Annotated in this window: 16 protein-coding genes; 9 read left to right on the plus strand and 7 right to left on the minus strand. The window is 32.1% G+C overall.

The window, feature by feature from the left end; all coding sequences use genetic code 11:
- The 6 genes from B6S12_RS08935 to B6S12_RS08960 form a co-directional block, all read right to left on the minus strand.
- Positions 1-636 (minus strand): hypothetical protein (locus tag B6S12_RS08935; RefSeq protein ID WP_146239356.1); only part of this gene is annotated, 636 nt, incomplete at its 3' end.
- Positions 629-1,177, minus strand: a complete 549-nt coding sequence (locus B6S12_RS08940) for a hypothetical protein (protein ID WP_181451021.1) — start codon at positions 1,175-1,177, stop codon at positions 629-631. The genes B6S12_RS08935 and B6S12_RS08940, both read right to left, overlap by 8 nt.
- Before the next feature lie 229 nt (positions 1,178-1,406).
- Entirely contained in the window at positions 1,407-2,162 is a 756-nt protein-coding gene (locus B6S12_RS08945; protein ID WP_111230450.1) for an SDR family NAD(P)-dependent oxidoreductase, read from the minus strand.
- Positions 2,163-3,464 (minus strand): tetratricopeptide repeat protein, encoded by a 1,302-nt coding sequence (locus B6S12_RS08950; RefSeq protein ID WP_181451022.1) that lies wholly within the window; start codon positions 3,462-3,464, stop codon positions 2,163-2,165. It lies immediately after the preceding gene.
- Entirely contained in the window at positions 3,454-3,834 is a 381-nt protein-coding gene (locus B6S12_RS08955) for a YkgJ family cysteine cluster protein (RefSeq protein ID WP_111230452.1), read from the minus strand. Before B6S12_RS08955 ends, B6S12_RS08950 begins: the two co-directional genes overlap by 11 nt.
- Positions 3,828-4,520, minus strand: a complete 693-nt coding sequence (locus tag B6S12_RS08960) for a tRNA1(Val) (adenine(37)-N6)-methyltransferase (protein ID WP_111230453.1) — start codon at positions 4,518-4,520, stop codon at positions 3,828-3,830. Before B6S12_RS08960 ends, B6S12_RS08955 begins: the two co-directional genes overlap by 7 nt.
- A gap of 128 nt (positions 4,521-4,648) precedes the next feature.
- On the opposite strand from B6S12_RS08960, the gene B6S12_RS08965 reads away from it, so the two are divergent.
- From B6S12_RS08965 to B6S12_RS09005, 9 genes are all read left to right on the plus strand, one after another.
- The gene (locus B6S12_RS08965) at positions 4,649-6,103 is read left to right on the plus strand and encodes a hypothetical protein (protein WP_111230454.1); all 1,455 of its coding nucleotides are present in this window, start codon (positions 4,649-4,651) and stop codon (positions 6,101-6,103) included.
- A 66-nt stretch (positions 6,104-6,169) separates the two neighbouring features.
- On the plus strand, positions 6,170-7,267 hold the full coding sequence (hisC, locus tag B6S12_RS08970; protein WP_111230455.1) for a histidinol-phosphate transaminase: 1,098 nt from the start codon (positions 6,170-6,172) through the stop codon (positions 7,265-7,267).
- Positions 7,268-7,279: 12 nt separating this feature from the next.
- Positions 7,280-9,004 (plus strand): flagellar basal-body MS-ring/collar protein FliF, encoded by a 1,725-nt coding sequence (gene fliF, locus B6S12_RS08975; protein ID WP_111230456.1) that lies wholly within the window; start codon positions 7,280-7,282, stop codon positions 9,002-9,004.
- Positions 9,004-10,038, plus strand: coding sequence for a flagellar motor switch protein FliG (gene fliG / locus B6S12_RS08980; protein WP_111230457.1), 1,035 nt, complete (start codon positions 9,004-9,006; stop codon positions 10,036-10,038). Before fliF ends, fliG begins: the two co-directional genes overlap by 1 nt.
- Positions 10,031-10,897 carry a flagellar assembly protein FliH gene (gene fliH, locus B6S12_RS08985; protein ID WP_111230458.1) on the plus strand — a complete coding sequence of 289 codons (867 nt, stop codon included), beginning with the start codon at positions 10,031-10,033 and terminating at the stop codon, positions 10,895-10,897. The genes fliG and fliH overlap by 8 nt, the downstream gene beginning before the upstream one ends.
- A 1-nt stretch (position 10,898) precedes the next feature.
- Positions 10,899-12,761 (plus strand): 1-deoxy-D-xylulose-5-phosphate synthase, encoded by a 1,863-nt coding sequence (gene dxs / locus B6S12_RS08990; RefSeq protein WP_111230459.1) that lies wholly within the window; start codon positions 10,899-10,901, stop codon positions 12,759-12,761.
- Between the two features lies 1 nt (position 12,762).
- Entirely contained in the window at positions 12,763-13,455 is a 693-nt protein-coding gene (locus B6S12_RS08995; RefSeq protein ID WP_111230460.1) for an MlaA family lipoprotein, read from the plus strand.
- 1 nt (position 13,456) lies between these two features.
- Positions 13,457-14,038 (plus strand): Tgt2/MlaC family protein, encoded by a 582-nt coding sequence (locus B6S12_RS09000; RefSeq protein ID WP_111230461.1) that lies wholly within the window; start codon positions 13,457-13,459, stop codon positions 14,036-14,038.
- The gene (locus tag B6S12_RS09005; RefSeq protein WP_111230462.1) at positions 14,007-16,451 is read left to right on the plus strand and encodes an efflux RND transporter permease subunit; all 2,445 of its coding nucleotides are present in this window, start codon (positions 14,007-14,009) and stop codon (positions 16,449-16,451) included. Before B6S12_RS09000 ends, B6S12_RS09005 begins: the two co-directional genes overlap by 32 nt.
- A 319-nt stretch (positions 16,452-16,770) precedes the next feature.
- On the opposite strand, the gene B6S12_RS09010 is transcribed toward B6S12_RS09005, so the two are convergent.
- Positions 16,771-19,438, minus strand: a 2,668-nt coding sequence (locus B6S12_RS09010; RefSeq protein WP_146239358.1) for a two-partner secretion domain-containing protein, incomplete at its 5' end; no start/stop codon positions are given.

Consider the following 19,438-nt stretch of genomic DNA (forward strand, 5'->3'; position numbering starts at 1 on the left):
AAATAAATCTTCTAAACTTTCTTCAATGGTGGCTTTAATGATAGTGAGGGGAATAAGATTAGAAGAGGAAGAAAAGTCTTTAGGGTTATTAGGATTATTGGAAGAAGTATCAATGATTAAGGAGAGGTAGGAAGGAGTATAAGTAACTCCAATACTAAACTCTAAAGCATCGGAAGAAGATTGCAAAGAATTGCTAGCAATAAAGTCTTTAGCTGTTTTATAGAATGGATAGATAGTATCAGAAGTAACATCAGCAAGTTTATTGCCAAAATAATTTCCTCCCATTGCTCCAGCTACAGCACAAGTAGGGGCTAGAGGAGCAGATACAGCAAAAGAAGTGCAAGTTGCTCCTGCTAGAGTTCCTAAAGCTCCTGATGTAACACTGCTTACGCCCATTTTATAAACCTCTTTAAAAACTTCTTTTTCTCCTTGGGCTGTAGCAATAGAATGGATATTAGCTATACCTCCAATAGGTTTAGGTGTCCATTTAAAAATACTTTTGCCTATATTGGAAATTTCTAAATTCTTAGAAGCTTCTTTAAAACCAGTTTCTATTCCTGCTGCCCCTATGCCTATAGCATCCATAACTTTCTCTTCTCTTTGTTTATAATCATTTTTAGCTGTATTATTATCCATTATTTCTCCTTGCTTTGCATAAATGTCTTCTATAAAAAATTACTTCTGGCAATCCAACAAAGCCTATTGTTATCATTAGTACTGCCAGAGATAAAACCACAACCTGATGTAAATCTACATATAATATCATCTCAAAAAGAGAATCTACAAAATGTTCTTCAGTGCTCTCTCTTCTGTTATATCCTATCAAACTACCACTAAAGTATAGATATAAAGTTCCAAAAATCACAATATAGTTCATTATGAATAATAAGATAATTTTAATGGTTGACCTTTTTATGCCCCCAAGTTTTTCAATACCCTTGTTGGAATAAGGATATAAAAAACCTTTAGCCATATATAAAAATAACTCTCTTGCAATCAATAAAAAACAAATTATTGCTACGACAAACATATAAGAAGCATAAAATTTACAAAGCTCTGGAGCATAGGTTTTAGTCTCCATAAGTTTAATAGCAGGGATAAAATCCATAAAATCTGTAAAGTATTTCAAAAAAGGATATTTACTTAAAACATCAAGAGGTAGAAAAAAAACACTCAAAGAAATAAGATAATAAAAGACAATAATTAAATAAAATCTTTTTTTGCTACAACTTTTATTTTTTAATTGAATTCTTAAATAGGCTCTAAAGCGTTTATAGGTGAAAGACTTATTGTGCTTCATTGTGATAGAATTTTAAAAAAACTATATTACTATTATTAATATTTAACAAACAATTCTCCTCAAAAAAACGCTAATTTCCTTATTACTTAATAGCATACAATTCTATTTATCCCCTATAAACTGCTAAAGGTGCGAAGCTTTGAGAAGTAGGCATTATTTCTAGCATATTTATATTAATATGTTTTGGTAAGTTTGCCACCCAAAATACCGCTTTAGCTATATCTTGTGGCTTTAATGCTTTAGAATCTTTATAAAGCTCCTCTACTCTTTTCTTGTCCCCCCTAAAACGCACCAAAGAAAACTCACTATCGCTCACAAGACCTGGTTCAATATCACAAACCCTTACATTGCTACCTGCTAAATCTGCCCTTAAATTTAAAGAAAATTGCTTAGTAAAAGCCTTAGTTGCTCCATACACATTTCCACCCGGATAAGGATAACGCCCAGCAATGGAGCCCATATTAATAATATGTCCTTCTTTTCTCTCTACCATTTGCGGTAAAATTAAATGGGTTAAATAACATAATGCACTGATATTTACATCAATCATTCTTTGCCAATCTTCAAAATTACATTGATTGGCTTTCTCTAATCCTAGAGCTAAACCTGCATTATTTACCAACACATCAACCTTTGCAAACTCACTAGGCAAAGCTTTTATTTCTTGTTTGATTTTCTCTTTATTTGCAATATCACAAGCAATAATATGACATTGCACTCCTTTTAAAGAAAGTTCCTCTCTTAATTCTTCTAGCCTTTCTTTGCGTCTTGCAATCGCTATAATTTTATTGCCATCTTTTGCAAATTCTCTTGCAATCTCTAACCCAATTCCTGATGAAGCGCCACTAATACAAACTACCATTTATATTCCTTTAATTTTACATTTTAAAATCACTTCATAATGCTCTTTAATCTCTTGTTCTTTTTGGCGTTCCTCTGCTGGAATTTTCTCCATAATTTCTTTTGCATTTTGGCAATCTTTTAATTTATAAAAACCCCACGCCAAAGAATCCAAATAATACACATTATTAGGCTCTATTTTTAAAGCTCTTTGCACATAGTCCATTCCCGTTTTAATATCTATAGAATGATCAATGAGTAAGTATCCAAGATAATTAGCATACAAGGCATTATCAAGATATTCTAAAGATGTTTCTAGCTTTTGGCTAATAATTTTTAGAGATTTTTTATCCTTTTTGCCACTCTCATAAAGATAAATTGCCTCTTGTGCTAGATAATCATAATTACCTGTTTTTTTAAAAAGCTTTTGAAGCATTGCTATTACTTTTTGATGATCTTTTTGGTAGCGATAAATATCTAGAAGCATTTCTTCTTGCTTTGGCATATTAGGATATTTCTCTATAAATTTTTGTGCTAAATTAATATCTTTTAACTCAAAATAAATCTGTAAAACTGCCTTAATATATTCTTCCTTATTTGTCTTAACATAAGCCCTTTCATACACCTTAGCAGCAAGCATATATTGCTTTTGTTCCAAATACAAAATAGCTAAGCGTTTTGCAATACCCTCATCAAACCCCCTACTTCTTAAATGCATCTCATAATAACTGATTGCTTTTTGCCTATCATTTAAAAAAAGCACATAAATAGAAGCAAGCTTGTCTAAAAGAATGGGTGAATAACTTTTATGGTAAGCCTTTTGTAAAAACTCTACTGCATTTTTATAATCTTGTTGCAAAAAATATACAGAAGAAACTATTTCAAGATTTTGTGCAGAAGGATTTTGCGCTAAAAGTTTCTTAGCATTTATTAGAGCATTTTTAAAATCCTTTTGACTAGAATAAATACCAATTAATGCTTGTTGCATATCTTCATCTTTAGGATATTTTTTAAGATATTTTAATGCAATCTCTCTAGCTTCTGCATAGCTTTTATGTATTACCTTAAGACCCACAATTTCTTTTAGATATTTATAATCTTGACTAATTTCATAAGCTTTATAAAAATTCTCTTCTGCACCCTTTAAATCTTGTAAATCCAGTGCAGTATAAGCCCTCATAATATACACATCTTCTAGATTAATAGCTCTTGGCTTTTTTTCCCCATAAGAGCTACTTTGCACCTCTTTTGCAGAAAAACAACCCACAAACACAAAAAATGCCAATATTCCAAAACCCACTAAGACAATTTTTTTATATTTCATCAACAATTCCCATACACTCATTTTTTAACTCACTATAATCTTGCTTAAATCCTTGCCAAAATGGAAATGTTCTACATTGCATTGGACGCACTTTATAAATTTCACACTCTCCTTTTTCTTCATTTAAGAAAATGCAAGCATATCCTTTGCCATTGATTTCTTTCTTTTCTAGCAAAGAATATCCTGCTACAAGCTTTCTAATGTATTTTTGTGTGAATTCCATAAAGTCCATTCCCAAAAACTCTGCGATTTTTTGCATATCTTCTAAAGTAAGATACACATATCCACTCTCACCTTTACAACATTTTCCGCCACATTCTTTACATTTACTCTCATCAAATGAGAATCTATAACCCTCTTGTTTTAACATTTAATGCTATAGGTTCCTCCCTTCTTATAAATTTCTTGCACTTCTTTGCTAAATTCCCCATTTATATGCGTAAATAATGGGGGCAAAATCTGCGTTTGACTTTTAGAATTCTTTTTAACTCTACACAAAAATAGCGTAGAATCCTTTAAATTACTTGGATGCACAAAACGCACACAAAGAGGACGCATTTTACAAGCATAAAGCATACCAAAAACTTTATGAAATTGTTTAGAATCATAACAAAAAATAAATTCTCCTTGCGGTTTTAACACCTTATAAACCTTTTTTAAAAACGCTTCAAAAGGTAAATTTTCTTCATATCTAGCACAAAAAATATCATAATTTTTACTTTTTATCACACCCTCATAATAAAAAGGAGGATTACTAAACACCACATCAAACTCCCCTTCCTTAATATCCAGCTCCAAAAAATCACCCAAAATAACATCGGTTTGTATTTTATTCACTTTAGAATTTACTAAACTCAATTCTGCCATTTTTGGGTTTTTTTCTATCATCGTTAAAGCAATTTCAAAATCTCTTGCACACAATAAACCTAAAACCCCGCTTCCTGAACCCACTTCTAATACTTTTCTTCTAGGTTTTAAAAATCTCGTGCAAAAATCATATAAAAATAATGTATCACTATTATAACAATATCCATCTTTTGGCTGATAAATCTGCAATTTCTCTCAACTTTGTATAAAAATTTACATAAATTATAGCAAGTTTATTCTAACTATTCATTATAATAAAGTGCAAACTTATAAACTTTTGCTATAATTTGTCCTTATCACAAGCAAACGGGGAATAAATGTTTGGATTTTTAATAGGATTAAACGCTAAAGCCAAAAAAGGGCTTATTGAACAAGCCCACAATAAGCGTCATTTTGAATTTGATCTTACAAAATGGGAAGGTGATTTAAAAGAATTACAACCCAATTTAGAAGTAGAGTTTGAACTCTCTTCTAATAAAGAAATTGCTTTTGTTAAGGCAAAACCACTTGCTAAAAAAGAAGATTTTACAATCCATCAAACTAAAGAAATTAAAGACTGTATCTATGATTATTTTGGTGGGGTAGAAAATCTTATTACGCGTTACCAAAATTCCATCCATTGTGAAAAAAAACTGGATTTTTTGCGCATTAAACGCTTTTTATTTACTGCTTATAATGATCTTTTTGAGCTTGATAGCACTATTCCAAATATGGCTCTAAGCAACTTAAAATCTGAACTTATAGGACTTGATAAAGAGTTTGAAAGTTTTAGCAAAAAATCTTCTTATCCTCCTGAATATTCTTATGAGAAAATTTTTCTTGCAAAGCAAATAGAATATGTAAAAAATGAAGAACTTATAGAAACCACACGCTCTATCATTAAAAGTGCCTCTATCCAACAAGCCTCTATGGGTGCAACACTTAAGACTATGGAAGAACACTTTTTACACAGACACGATCAAGGCAGCATTAATTATGCACAAGCACAAACCCAACTTAAACACTTTAGAAAACGCTATGTGGATTTACTCCATTATCTCTCACAACAAAAAGAAAAATTAGCAAAAATCACAAAAGCTGGAGAAGAGTTTGAAGAAAAATTTTTTGAACCTTTTTTAAAAAGCTATATTCCTTTAATCAAGGAATTAAAGAAAGATTTTATAGAGCTTTTAAATGCAAAAGCTTATGAGCTTGATAGAGTTTTATGGCAAAGAGCTAAAAGAAGTCTTAGCGTAAGAAGATTTTTTATGGAAGCAGGGATTACAGGCACTTATAGCTCCAAAACTTTCTTAAAATATTTTTTAAGAAGCCTTGATGAAACAAAAATCCGTAAAGACACTAAAGAGCTCTTTGAGCTTCTGCATTATCTAGAAAGCTTTTCTAAAAAAAATATTCTCTTAATCCAACAGTCTTTAAACGATTTAAAACATTATAGGGAATATTTACATAATTTTGATCATGATTTAGTGGTTAGCATTTCTAACAACCCCACAGAATGCTTGGTTAATAAAAGTGCCCATATTAATGATAATAAGCAAGAAATGCGTTTTAGCGTTATTATTATGGAATGGCAAGTAAGCCAAATGAGTATTTTAGAATTTAAGCAAAGATATACAGAGATTGAAAAAAGTGAAGATACAGAATTTTGTGCAATTGTAGATAAAAATCTTTCTCCACAAAGCATTCAAGAAGCCAAAGATTTAGGCATTAAACACTTTATACCCAAAAACGAACCCGATCATTTTATAGATATGATGCGTTTAATTTTATGAGACTTATTAAAATTTTTGCTATAATATGAGCTATACTTTAATACCACCTAAGGATAGGGCATTTTGATGAAATTTAATCCTATTTTAGATACATTGCAAACCTATGAGGCAGGAAAGCCTATTGAACTTGTAGTGCGTGATTTTGGCTTGAGTGCTGATAGTATTATTAAACTTGCCTCCAATGAAAACCCACTTGGAGCAAGCCCTAAAGTTATTCAAGCATTAAAAGAAAATGCACACTTAGCACATCTATATCCTGATGATTCTTATTATGCACTAAAAGAATCTTTATCAAGCCACTATGGAGTTTTAACACAAGAAATCATCATAGGTGCTGGTAGCGATCAAATTATAGAATTTTGTATCCATGCAAAAGCACCTAGTAAAGTATTGATGGCTAAAACTACTTTTGCTATGTATGAAATTTATTCCAAAAGTGTTGGTGCAAAAATCATTAAAACTCCTAGCGATTCACACAACCTTCAAGAGTTCTTAGAAATCTACAAACTTCACAATCCTGAAGTAATTTTTCTTTGTGTGCCTAACAATCCTTTAGGAGAATGCTTAGATAAAACAGAAGTTTTTAATTTCTTAGAACAAATTAGTAAGGATACTCTAGTAATTCTTGATGGAGCCTATCAAGAATATGCGGCTGCCAAAGATAAAAATAAAGAAATTAAACCCAAAGAACTCATAGAACGCTTTCCTAATTGTATTTATTTAGGGACTTTTTCTAAAGCCTATGGATTGGGTGGAATGCGTGTGGGATATGGCATTGCAAAACAAGAAATTATTTCACATCTTTTGAAAATCCGTCCTCCTTTTAACATTACCACTCTTTCTTTATGTGCTGCCATTACCGCCCTAGAAGATAAAGAACATATTGAAAAAACTTTACAAAATAACTTCTTGCAAATGCAACTTTATGAGGATTTTGCAAATCAAAATGGAATTCGTTTTATTCCTTCTTTCACAAATTTCATTACTTATTTTTTAGATAAGACAGATTCTAATGCCCTTTCAGAATATCTTTTGCAAAGAGGTATTATTATTAGAAATCTAAAAAGTTATGGCTTGAATGCTGTGCGTATCACAATAGGAACGCCCTCACAAAACCAAAGACTATTTAACATCTTTAAAGAATTTTTAAAAGCATCTGTATAAGGATAGGAAAATTTGGATTTAAAAGCACTTTTTGAGCAAATTAGAAATCTTTACAAAAGGCTAAACAAAAAACAAAAAATCGTTATTTTAGCCACAATTGTAGCTATTGTTGGTTTTATTTCTGCCCTTATTGTTTGGAACTCTATGAATAATAAAGGCAGTGGGGTTTATCCAGGTTATGCTGTGCTTTTTGAAAATGTTAGTGGAGAAGATGGAGCACTTATCATCCAACAACTCCAGCAAGATAAAATCCCTTATAAAATCCCAAAAGACAATACTATTTTAATCCCGCAAGAATTTGTCTATGAAGAGAGAATGAAGCTTGCTAGTAATGGAATTCCAAAAAGTAGCAAAGTAGGATTTGAAATTTTTGACATTAAGGACTTTGGAGCAACTAGCTTCCAAGAAAAAATCAAACTCCTAAGAGCCTTAGAAGGAGAGCTTGCTAGAACTATTGAAAGTCTCTCTCCTATAGAAAAAGCCATCGTGCATATTGCCATGCCTGAAGAGAGCGTCTTTGTAAGCGAGCAAAAACCCTCTACAGCTTCTGTTACACTCTCTATAAGAGCAGGACAAACCCTAACTCCCAAACAAGTTTTAGGGATAAAAAACATCATCACTTCCGCAGTTCCAGGACTTGCTATCCAAAATGTCAATATCACAAATAGCAAAGGTGAGCCACTAAGCGAACTTGATGAGTTGGGTGGTGCTAGAGAATTAGCATTAGCACAACTCCGCTACAAAGATAACTTTGAAAAAGCACTAGAAGAAAAAATCATCAATATTCTAGCCCCCATTACAGGAGGTAGCGAAGGTGTAGTAGCAAAGGTTACTGCAGAATTTGACTTTGCCCAAAAAGAAAGCACGCAAGAATATTATGATCCCAATAATGTCGTAAGAAGCGAACAAAATTTGGAGGAAAAAAGAGAAGGATTCCAACCTAAAGAAATTGGTGGAGTTCCAGGAGTGGTAAGCAATATTGGTCCCACACAAGGTCTTAACGATGACAACAAAAAAGAAAAATATGAAAAATCCCAAACCACCACAAACTACGAAATTAGCAAAACCATCTCTAATATCAAAGGTGAATTTGCTACAATCCGCAAAATCTCTGCTGCTGTTGTAGTAGATGGAAAATATAAAAAAACCATTGATGAAGCAGGAGTGGAACAGCTTGAATACATTCCTCTAAGCGAAGAAGCTATGCAAAATATCACTTCCCTTGTAAGAGGTTCTATTGGCTATACTCAAGCAAGAGGTGATGAAGTTTCTGTAAGTAACTTCCAGTTAAATGGACAGCTCTCTGGCTTTAAAGCAAGAACACCTTTAGAGCGTTTCTTGGCTTCTACAAAAGAGCTTTTGGCACCTTTTATGCCACTTTTAAAATATGTGATTGTAGGGATTATCCTTTATTTCTTCTACAAAAAGGTTATCTTGCCCTTTAGCGAAAGAATGCTTGAAGCAAAACCTGATGAAGAAGAAGAAATTGAATCTTTGTTAAAAATTGATGAAGATGAAGAAGAAAATGATGATAGATTAAATGAAATGCGAAGACGCATTGAAGATCAACTAGGCTTTAGCGGCTCTAATGAAGATGAAATCAAATACAATGTTCTTTTAGAAAAAATCAAAGAAGTCGCTATGGAGAAACCAGAAGAATTAGCAAGTCTTTTCCAAACTCTTGTCCATGATGAGCTTGGAATTGATGGTTTTAGCTCACAAAAAGGGAGAAATTAATGCCTTCAATTTCTTTAAATCCAAAACAGCAAGCACAATATGATGAATTTTCAATGGCAGAAAAAATTGCCATTTTACTCATCCAACTTGGAGATGAAATTACAGGAGAAATTTTTTCACATTTGGATTTGGATTCTATTACAGAAATTTCAAAATACATCGCCCAAAACTCTGGAATTGATAAAGCAGTTGCAGGGGCAGTTTTAGAAGAATTTTATGCAATCTTCCAATCCAACCAATACATCTCCACAGGCGGTTTTGAATATGCTAAAGAACTCTTATACCGCACATTAGGCCCAGAAGCTGCCAAAAAGGTGCTTGATAAACTTGCAAAATCTATGCAGTCTTCTCAAAACTTTGCATATCTATCACGCGTCCGCCCTCAACAGCTTTCAGACTTCATTATCCATGAGCATCCACAAACCATTGCTTTAATTCTAGCCCATATGGATCCTACAAATGCAGCTGAAACTCTAAATTTCTTCTCTGATGATTTAAGGGCAGAAATTGCTATCCGTATGGCAAATCTAGGCGATATTTCTCCAAATGTTGTAAAACGCGTTTCTACCGTGCTAGAAAACAAACTAGAATCTCTTACAAGCTATAAGGTAGAAGTAGGAGGCATTAGAGCAGTTGCAGAAGTATTTAACCGCCTTGGGCAAAAGGCAGCAAAAGCAACCATTGCCTATATTGAACAAATTGATGACCAACTTGCAGCTGCTATTAAAGAAATGATGTTTACTTTTGAAGATATTGAAAAACTTGATAATAATGCTATTAGAGAAATCCTAAAAATTGTAGATAAAAAAGATTTAATCCTAGCTTTAAAAGCTTCTCCAGAAGAGTTAAAGCAAAAATTTATGTCTAATATGAGCCAAAGAGCAGGAGAGCAATTCTTAGAAGAAATGCAATTTTTAGGTGCTGTAAAAGTTAAAGATGTAGAAGCAGCCCAAAGACGCATTGTTGAAAGCGTGCAATCACTCTCTGAACAAGGCGTAATTCAAATTGGCGAACAAGAGGATACCATTGAATAATATAAACGAACACGAAAATGTAATTACTGGCGAACATAAAAATAGGCACGATATTAAAAAATATAATTTTCGCAATATGGAAGTTTCTAAAAACACGCAAGCGTCTCAAAATCCTGCCCAAAATAACACCCAAAATGTTATTGAAGAAGCTCCTATAGCTCAAGAACAACCTTTAGAAAATGCCCCTAGTCCTTCCATAGAGCCACCTATGGTAGCACAACCTATGATAGATGCACCCTCACTCAAGCTTTTTGAAGCTGAAGTAGTGGATAAAATCTTACAAAAAAGTGATGTTCTAGCACAATCTTTACAAAAACTACAAGAGCAATTTGACAAACAAGAACAAGAAATTGCAAGTAAAGTAGCTACTGCTGAAAATAAAGCCAAAGAGACAGGTTTTAATGAGGGCTACTCTAAAGCTAAAGAAGAACTTGAAGCCTCTATTAATGCACAAAAAGAGCTTTATTCTCTAAGTATTGAACGCTTAAACCAAAACATTGAAGATTCTAAAAATCATATTTTAAAACTAGAAAAAGAGCTAAGTTCCATTGCACTAGATATTGCAAAAGAAGTGATTTTAAGCGAAATTAGCACCCATAGTGCTAAAATTGCTTCCTCTTTGGCTAGAGCCTTGCTAAGCAATGTGGCACAAAATTCCAATATTACCTTAAAGGTTTTTCCAGGTGATTTTGAAAGCTTAAAAGAAACCTTGCAAGATTTAACCCATATCAAAATAGAAGCCGATAAAGCAATCGCCAAAGGCGGAGTAGTGATTATGAGTAATGAGGGCAATATTGATGGGGATTTGCATTTGCGTTTTGAAACCTTGAAAAAATCTATTCTTGAAAACAAGGATTAATATGCCATTACCGCAAATTTATCTAGATATTTTAGCTAAAAAAGAATACAACGAAGAATCTCTTGCTAAACTTAATGAACTTGCTTCATTAATCCGTTCTAGAATTTTAGAGGTTGTTTCTAAAAATGGAGGGCATTTAAGCTCTACTTTGGGTGCTGTGGAACTCATTATTGGAATGCATGCTGTTTTTGATAGCCCAAAAGATCCTTTCATCTTTGATGTTTCTCATCAAGCCTATGCACACAAACTTTTAACAGGTCGTTGGGATTCTTTTGAAAGTTTGCGACAAAGTGGAGGAATTAGTGGCTTCACAAAACCCGAAGAAAGCGAGCATGATTATTTTATCGCAGGACATAGTTCTACTTCTATTTCTTTGGGAGTTGGAGTTGCTAAGGCAATTTCTTTAAACAAAGAAGAAAAAACGCCTGTTGTTTTAATCGGCGATGGGGCAATGAGTGCGGGTTTAGCTTATGAAGCCTTAAATGAATTAGGTGATAGAAAATATCCTATGGTGATTATCCTAAATGATAATGAAATGAGTATTGCAGAACCTATTGGTGCAATTAGCAAATACCTCTCACAAGCCATCGCAGGAAAATTTGTCCAAAGCATTAAAAACAAGCTTAGCAATATCATAAGCAATGCACCCAATGCAACTTATTTAGCTAAACGCTTTGAAGAATCTATAAAATTAATTACGCCTGGAATGCTCTTTGAGGAGCTTGGATTAGAATATATTGGACCTATTGATGGACATAATATTAAAGAAATTATCAATGCTTTAAAAATTGCTAAAAATATTAAAAAACCTATCGTAATCCATGCCCAAACCTTAAAAGGCAAAGGCTATTCCCCTGCTGAAGGACATTTAGAGCAATGGCATGGAGTAAGTCCTTTTGATATGAAAATGGGAAAATCACTCTCCAAAGCAAGCACCCCCTCCCCTACACAGGTTTTTGCAAATACACTTTTAGAACTTGCCAAAGAAGATTCTAAAATTGTAGGAATTACCGCTGCTATGCCTAGTGGAACGGGACTAGATTTGCTTATTAAAGAACTACCTGATCGTTTTTGGGATGTAGCTATTGCAGAACAACACGCAGTTACACAAAGTTCCTCTTTAGCTAAAGAAGGTTTTAAACCCTATGTAGCAATTTATTCTACTTTTTTACAAAGAGGATATGATCAAATCATTCATGATGTAGGTATTTTAAAAACACCCGTAAAATTTGCCATTGACAGAGCTGGAATTGTAGGCGAAGATGGAGAAACCCATCAAGGACTTTTTGATATTAGTTTCTTAAAGCCTATTCCAAACTTTACAATTTTTGCTCCACGCGATAATGCGACACTAAAAGAAGCAATCTATTTTGCAAATTCCTTCAATGAAGGTCCCTGTGCTTTTAGATACCCAAGAAAATCTTTTAAACTTCAAGATGGAATTTTCACTCCCACCCCTTTTAGTTTAGGAAAATTAGAAGAATTAAAAAAGGGAGAGAAAGTTTTACTTATTGGTTTTGGTAATGGAGTTGGTAAAGCTTATGAGTGCGCAAATGCTTTAAAAGAAATTGCAAATTTAGAATGCGGTATTATTGACTTACGCTTTATCAAGCCACTAGACACAGAAAGCCTAGCTAAAATTGGTGCAAAATATCCTTATTGGTTTGTCTTTAGTGATAGCGTAAAAATCGGAGGAGTTGGTGAAAGTCTTTGTGCTTTTGTTAGTGAAACTTGCCTAAAAGCAAAGGTGCATTCTTTTGAATTTAGAGATGAATTTATTCCTCATGGAAAAAGTGAAGAAATTGAAGAAAAACTAGGTTATAATAACTATTTACCTACAATTTTAGATTTATTAAAGGCTTAAAATGAAATTTTTATTGGCACTTCTATTGTGTCTTTTTGTGTTAAATGCACAAGAAATTGATTATACAGAATTTGAAGAAGAATACAAAACACAAGTTATCAACGATCCCTTTGAAAGCTACAATAGAGTAATGACAAAATTCAATTGGGGTTTATATGATTATGTGTTAAGCCCTACTTTAAATGTATATAATAAAATAACTCCAAAAGGGCTTAGGCTGGGAGTAAATAATTTTTTTGATAATCTAGGTGCTCCTTTGCGTTTTGTTACACATTTATTACAGTTTAGAGTAAAAAATGCTTTTGATGAGCTTGGAAGATTTGCGCTTAATTCTACCTTTGGACTTGGTGGAGTGCTAGATATTGCCACTCCCAATGGACTTTATTTAAAAGAATCAGATTTTGGAGTTATGCTTAATACTTGGGGGGTAGATGGGGGCTTCCATATCGTATTACCTTTTTTGGGACCTAAAAACTTTAGAGATGTTTTAACAATGCCACTCAATGCTTTTGCCTATCCTGTAAGTTATGTAGAACCCTTTTGGGCTTCTGCTGGGATTTACACTTATAAAGAGCTAAATTACATCGCAATCCATAAAAACACTATTGAAACTTTTAGGAATGATAGTTTAGACTCATATATTCTCTTGCGTAATAGCTATGAGCAAAATAGAAATTCACTCTCAAAGGATTAATATGCGTTTTTTGCTTATTTTTTTAACTCTTTTTACCTTTAGTTTTGCCCTGCCTTTTGACAAAATTGATTCGGAAATGACTAAAAGGATTGATAATACAATAGCACTTTTGCAAAACTCTAAAGACAAAGAAGCTATTTCTAAAGAAATTTTTGCGCTTTTTGATGAAATTTTTGACTATCCTTTAATGGCAAAACTTTCTTTATCCAAAGAATATAAAAAACTTTCACAAGAAGAGCAATTACAATTCAATCAAGTCTTTGAAGAAAATCTCAAAAAAAGCTTTACAAGCAAATTAAGTCTTTATAAAGATGAAAAAATGCTAGTTTTAGGAGGAGATTTAATTAAAGAAAACCGCTACAACTTAAAAACCTCATTAATTTATGATGGCAAAGAAAACTATATTATCTTCAAATTCCACAAGCTCAATAATGATTGGAAAATCTATGATGTAGATATTTTAGGGATTAGTGTTATACAAACTTATAGAAGCCAATTTCTAGATATTTTAAAACAAAACAATTTTCAAACTTTAATCCAAAAACTCCAAAATGAAATCACTTTTGACTCCAAGCAAAAATAATCTTTTATACCTTTTATTTTTAGCAATCATAAAACATCCCCTCTATTTTTTGGGGTTTCTTTTTATTAGTTTTGTTGTTTTTGCTTTTTATACTCTAAAACTCCCTATTGATGCGAGTGCAGATAGTTTTATTTTAGAAAATGATAAAGATTTACAAACCTATCAAAGAATTGCAAAAGATTTTAAAAGTGAAGATTTTTTACTTCTTGCATTTGTTCCAAATGATGGGGATATTTTTTCTAAAAATTCTTTAAAAACCCTAAAAAATATCACTAAAGATTTGGAAGAAATGCCAAAAATCAAGCAAGTTGTAAATATCTTAAATGTCCCTCTTTTAAAAAGTTCTCCCGGTTTAGAACTTAAGGAAATTTTAGATAAAAATCCAACTCTACTTAGCAAAGAAGTAGATTTAAATGCAGCTAAAAAAGAACTCACTAACCACCCTTTTTATAAGGAAAATCTGCTTTCCTTAGATTCAAAAATTGCAGGGATTTTAATCTATTTACAAGAAAATAAGACACTTCTTGACTTAAAAGAACAAAAAAAACTCGCCCTTGATACAACCCAAAAAGAAATTTTAAACCAACTAATAGAAAAACACAAAGCACAAGAACAAGAAATCTTAAAACAAACCATTAACTCCATTAAGGCACTAAATTTAAAATATCAAGACAAGCTCTATCTTGGTGGTATGAGTATGATTGCTAATGATATGATAGCCTATGTGAAATCCGATATTATTACCTATGGAAGCTCACTAGCATTAATTTTATGTATTATGCTTTGGTTTTTCTTTAGGGTTTATAGATTTATCATTCTTACTTTTTTAGCATGCTTATCTACTCTTGTTATTAGCAGTGGAATTTTTGCATTTTTTGGCTATGAAATTACTGTGGTATCCTCAAATTATGTTTCGCTTTTACTAATCATTAATATGTCTTTACTTATCCACTTGCTTACAACCTATTTGGAAAATCTTAAAAAATTCCCCAATGCAAAACCCAAAAATCTAATTCTTGCCTCCTTATTAAGCAAAGCCTCGCCAAGTTTTTATGCGGTTTTAACTACAATTATTGGTTTTTTAAGTCTAGTGTTTTCAAATATAGAGCCCATTATTAAGCTTGGGATTATTATGAGTATAGGGGTTAGCATTTCTCTTCTTTCTACTTTTATTGTTTTTGGTGCTTTTAATGCACTTTTTCCACTTCCAAGCTACCCCAAAAATATGCCCTCTTGGAATGTATTGTGGTTAAAAACTTGTGCAAAAATAGCAATTTTTCATAGAAGCAAAATTTATTTTACCTCTTTTTTAATTATTATTTTTGCTATTGTTGGCATTATAAATCTCAAAGTTGAAAATAGTTTTGTGAATTATTTTAAAGATAACAGTGACATCAAACAAGGACTTTTAGTCATTGATAAAAATCTAGGTGGCACAATCCCTCTTGAAATCATTATTCAATTTAACTCCCAAAAAGAAACTGCTAGCGATGAAGAACTTTCAGAGTTTGAAGAGGAATTTACAGAACTTGCACAAAATGAAGCCTATTGGTTTGATAGCCAAAAATTAAGAGTGGCAAAGAATATCCACCAGCACTTAGAAAAATTAGACAATGTAGGTGCAATTTTAAGTTTAAATAGCCTACTAGAGCTTACAAACGAACTACAACTAGATAGTAGTGAATTTATCATTCCTTTTTTATATCAAAATTCTAACGACAACCTAAAATCACAACTATTCTCTCCTTATGTCAATATACAAAACAATGAACTTAGATTTGTTTTAAGAACAATCGATTCAAGCCCTACTTTGCACCGTGATACTTTTATTAAAGATTTGCAAAAAGATTTAAGCTTACTTTTAAAAGATGAAAATGTAACCCTTACAATAAATGGTGCTATGGTGCTTTATAATAACCTTTTACAAACATTAATAAGCTCTCAAGTAGATACTTTAAGCCTTGTGGTTTTTGTCATCTTTTTAGTGTTTTTGATAGTTTTTAGGAATTTGCGTTATTCTTTTATCGCACTTTTTAGCAATCTTATTCCACTTGGAATTATTTTTGGAATTATTGGGGTAGCTAAAATCCCATTAGATTTAATGGGAGTTACCATCGCTGCAATCTCTCTTGGAATTGGTGTAGATAGTGCCATCCACTATATCCATAGATTTAGAGAGGAAATCAAACATAAAAGCTTGCAAGATGCCATAATCGCAACGCATGCCTCCATTGGCAGTGCAATTTATTACACAACCTTAATGATTGTTGTAGGGTTTTGTGCAATGATGAGTAGTAATTTTATCCCAACCATTTATTTTGGCTTCTTAACCACTCTTGTAATGCTTTGCATGCTAGCTTCTTCGCTATTTTTATTACCTAGTTTATTGCTTTCTTTTGGCAAAAAATCTTAACTCAACACTAGCATCACTGCAAGCAGTGGAACGACTTGCGTGGCAGTCTAAAAGAATAACCTTTAAAGGTAAATACTTAGATTACCACGAGTTCTGCAAACTCTCACAAAGACAATGTAATAAAATTTAGCAGTTAGAAATAAAATGAGAATTTTAAAGAGTTTCAAAAAGTTAGCTATCTAAGAAATTAAATAAATTCTAGTAGTTACGGTATATAGCTTTAGCTTTTATGAAATTTTAAGAGGTTAGCGGACTTAGTGTCCGTGCCTCTTGAAATTTTATAAATCTATATGCTAGATATCTTGAATACGAATTTCCTCTATATTCTTTGTGCCATACAAGGATTGTTTGTCTTAAAGTTCTCACTCACTACACAAGTTCTTTGGTTTAACACTCCTTTTTCTTCATCTAGTGTTTCTTTTTCTTCTTCTGCTGGTTTTATTAAGACTACTTGTTGTTTATCTAGCATAGAAGCATTGATGTCTTTTAGAGGAGAAGTTATAGTTTGATCACTTCCTCCTTCTTGTTGTATTGGAGTGCTTAAGTCTTTATAACCTTTTCCATTGATAAAGGATAGAGAGCCATCTCCTAATTTAAAGTTATGTTCTCCAATATCTGTTAGCATAGGATTATCTAAGAAAGCTTGATAGTCTTTTAGAGTTGCTTCATTGTTTTTAAACCAACTCTCTAAGTTTTTCATTTGTTCTTCTGTAGCAAGTCCTGAAGTATAAAGTTCATAATTACTTTTCCATTCTTCAAAGAGTTTGATTTTAGTTTGTAGATTATTATTTAAAAAGTCTAAAAACTTATTTTTAGAGATTACTATTTTATTATTAGTATCTAGTAAATCTTTCCATTCTTTAACTTCTAAATCTGCTAAATATTCTCCTAAGCTATCTTCTCCATAGAATGCTTTTAAAAAAGAGATGGCTTGTTGGTAGTCTTCTCCTCCTAATGTTTGTAGATAATCTGTATTTAGAGTAATACTTCCTGAAGACTTATTATAGATAAAGAGTTTATTAATGTCTACTTGTAATTTTCCACCTAAAACTTCATCTAGGATACCACTAATGATAGAAGAATCAAAATCATCACCACTTAAAGTTACATTGCTAAGGCCATTGTCTCCACCATTACCATTATTTGTTTCATCTATGAAAGTAAAGTAAGTATTACCCTTGCTATCTATTTTTTTATAGATTTGTGGGTTGCTATTTTCTTCTTTAAAGAAATTTTCTACATCAGTTTGGAAATCACCAAAAGTTATTCCAGAGTATTTGATATTTTCTTCGCCTGTGATAGTTGCATAACCTCCTGTAGTTGCTATATTGTTTTTATTATTAAACATATCATTTTTATAATACAGATTAATATTAGATAACGATAAATTAACCTCTTTATCTGCAGTATTACTCCAACGCAACCCTAAAGAACCTATCAAAATACCTCCCCATCCTCCACTGGTTATTTCAGCTGTTTTGTTAAAATAAACATAAATATCATTCATAACCACATTTCCACCACTAACAAATCCCGCAAAACCTCCTGCAAAAGAATACCATATATCCCCCTTTGTTTTAATATTAGTGTCGCCATTTATTATAATATTATCCAAACTCACATTTCCCTCTGGAATTCCAAATGTATAATCATCACCAATCCTACCTGCAAATCCCCCTGCTGCATTGGTCGCATCATCTGATGTTGCTGTTACACTAATACTACCCAAATCATTTAAAATAATATTATTTGCCTCTGAAGTTGCAATCCAACCTACAAAGCCACCCGCATAAGTCCCATTAATACCTTGATAAGAACCACCACTATAATTTGTGCTAATATTTCCTACTTTATTCAAAGTTATATTTTTTAAATTGGTTCCAAAAATCTCCCCAGCAAAGCCACCTGCTTGCTGGCCACTTTTAATGCTTTCTTGAATTGCTATGTTTTGCAAAAAAATAGAATCAATTGATGAATTCTCTATACGACCTGCAAACCCCCCTATAGAACCAGGCAAAAATCCATCTTTATATTTAAATTCCAATCCTTCTATTTTTAAATCGCTAATTTTTCCACCTGATACATAACCAAATAATCCTGTTGCCTCTCCTACTCCTGCATTAATCAACATATTACTTAGTGTATAGCTATTGCCATTAAAATTTTTGTTAAAAGGAGAACTTTTAGGATCATTCCAGCCATAATAAAGTCCCACAGGATCTACTGACTCAAAATTCATATCAATATTATCAACTAATTGATATTCATCAAAGAAATTTTGCATTCCATTTGTATTATTATTCCATCCATTAGCAAAGTTTATCCAATCTTCTGCACTACCCATAGTCGCATACTTTTTAAACTCACTTTTACCAATAGTATTATTGCTATTACCCTCTACTTTTTCATAATCTTTTGTGCTAAAGTTAAAATTAGTAATTGCATCTTTATTAGTAACATAGTTTGTAGTGCTTTGTTGTAATGCTCCACTTTTATATGCACTAGCAATCACAGAATTAGATTTAATATTTTCTACATTAATAAACACATTATTCCCAACTAAATGCAATTCTTCATTTGTTGTTCCACTAGGATTCTTTAAATTACTTCCTTTGTTATGCATTCCATTAATGCTTCCTCCATCTATTCTTACATTATTCCCAATCATTAAGACTTTATTAGCATTAATATTTCCTCTATTAATAATATCTCCTTGTTTGTTAGGTTTAAACACAGGAGAGAAAGAGGCAGAATCAGAAGCTCTAAAAGCTTCTATATCTTTATTGTCTAATGGAGTAGTAGAAGCCACAAATCTATTAGCATTGATTACTCCTCCTTTTTCTACTATTACCCCACTAGGATTAACAATAAATACATTATTATTGTTTCCTTGTAATAATCCTGCAATTGTAGAAGGATTTTTAGAATAATCTAAATTTAAATAATTATTTCCTCCATTCTTTCCTTTTTCAAAATGAACTTCATAG

Source organism: Helicobacter valdiviensis (genome assembly GCF_003245365.1).
Taxonomy (GTDB): domain Bacteria; phylum Campylobacterota; class Campylobacteria; order Campylobacterales; family Helicobacteraceae; genus Helicobacter_D; species Helicobacter_D valdiviensis.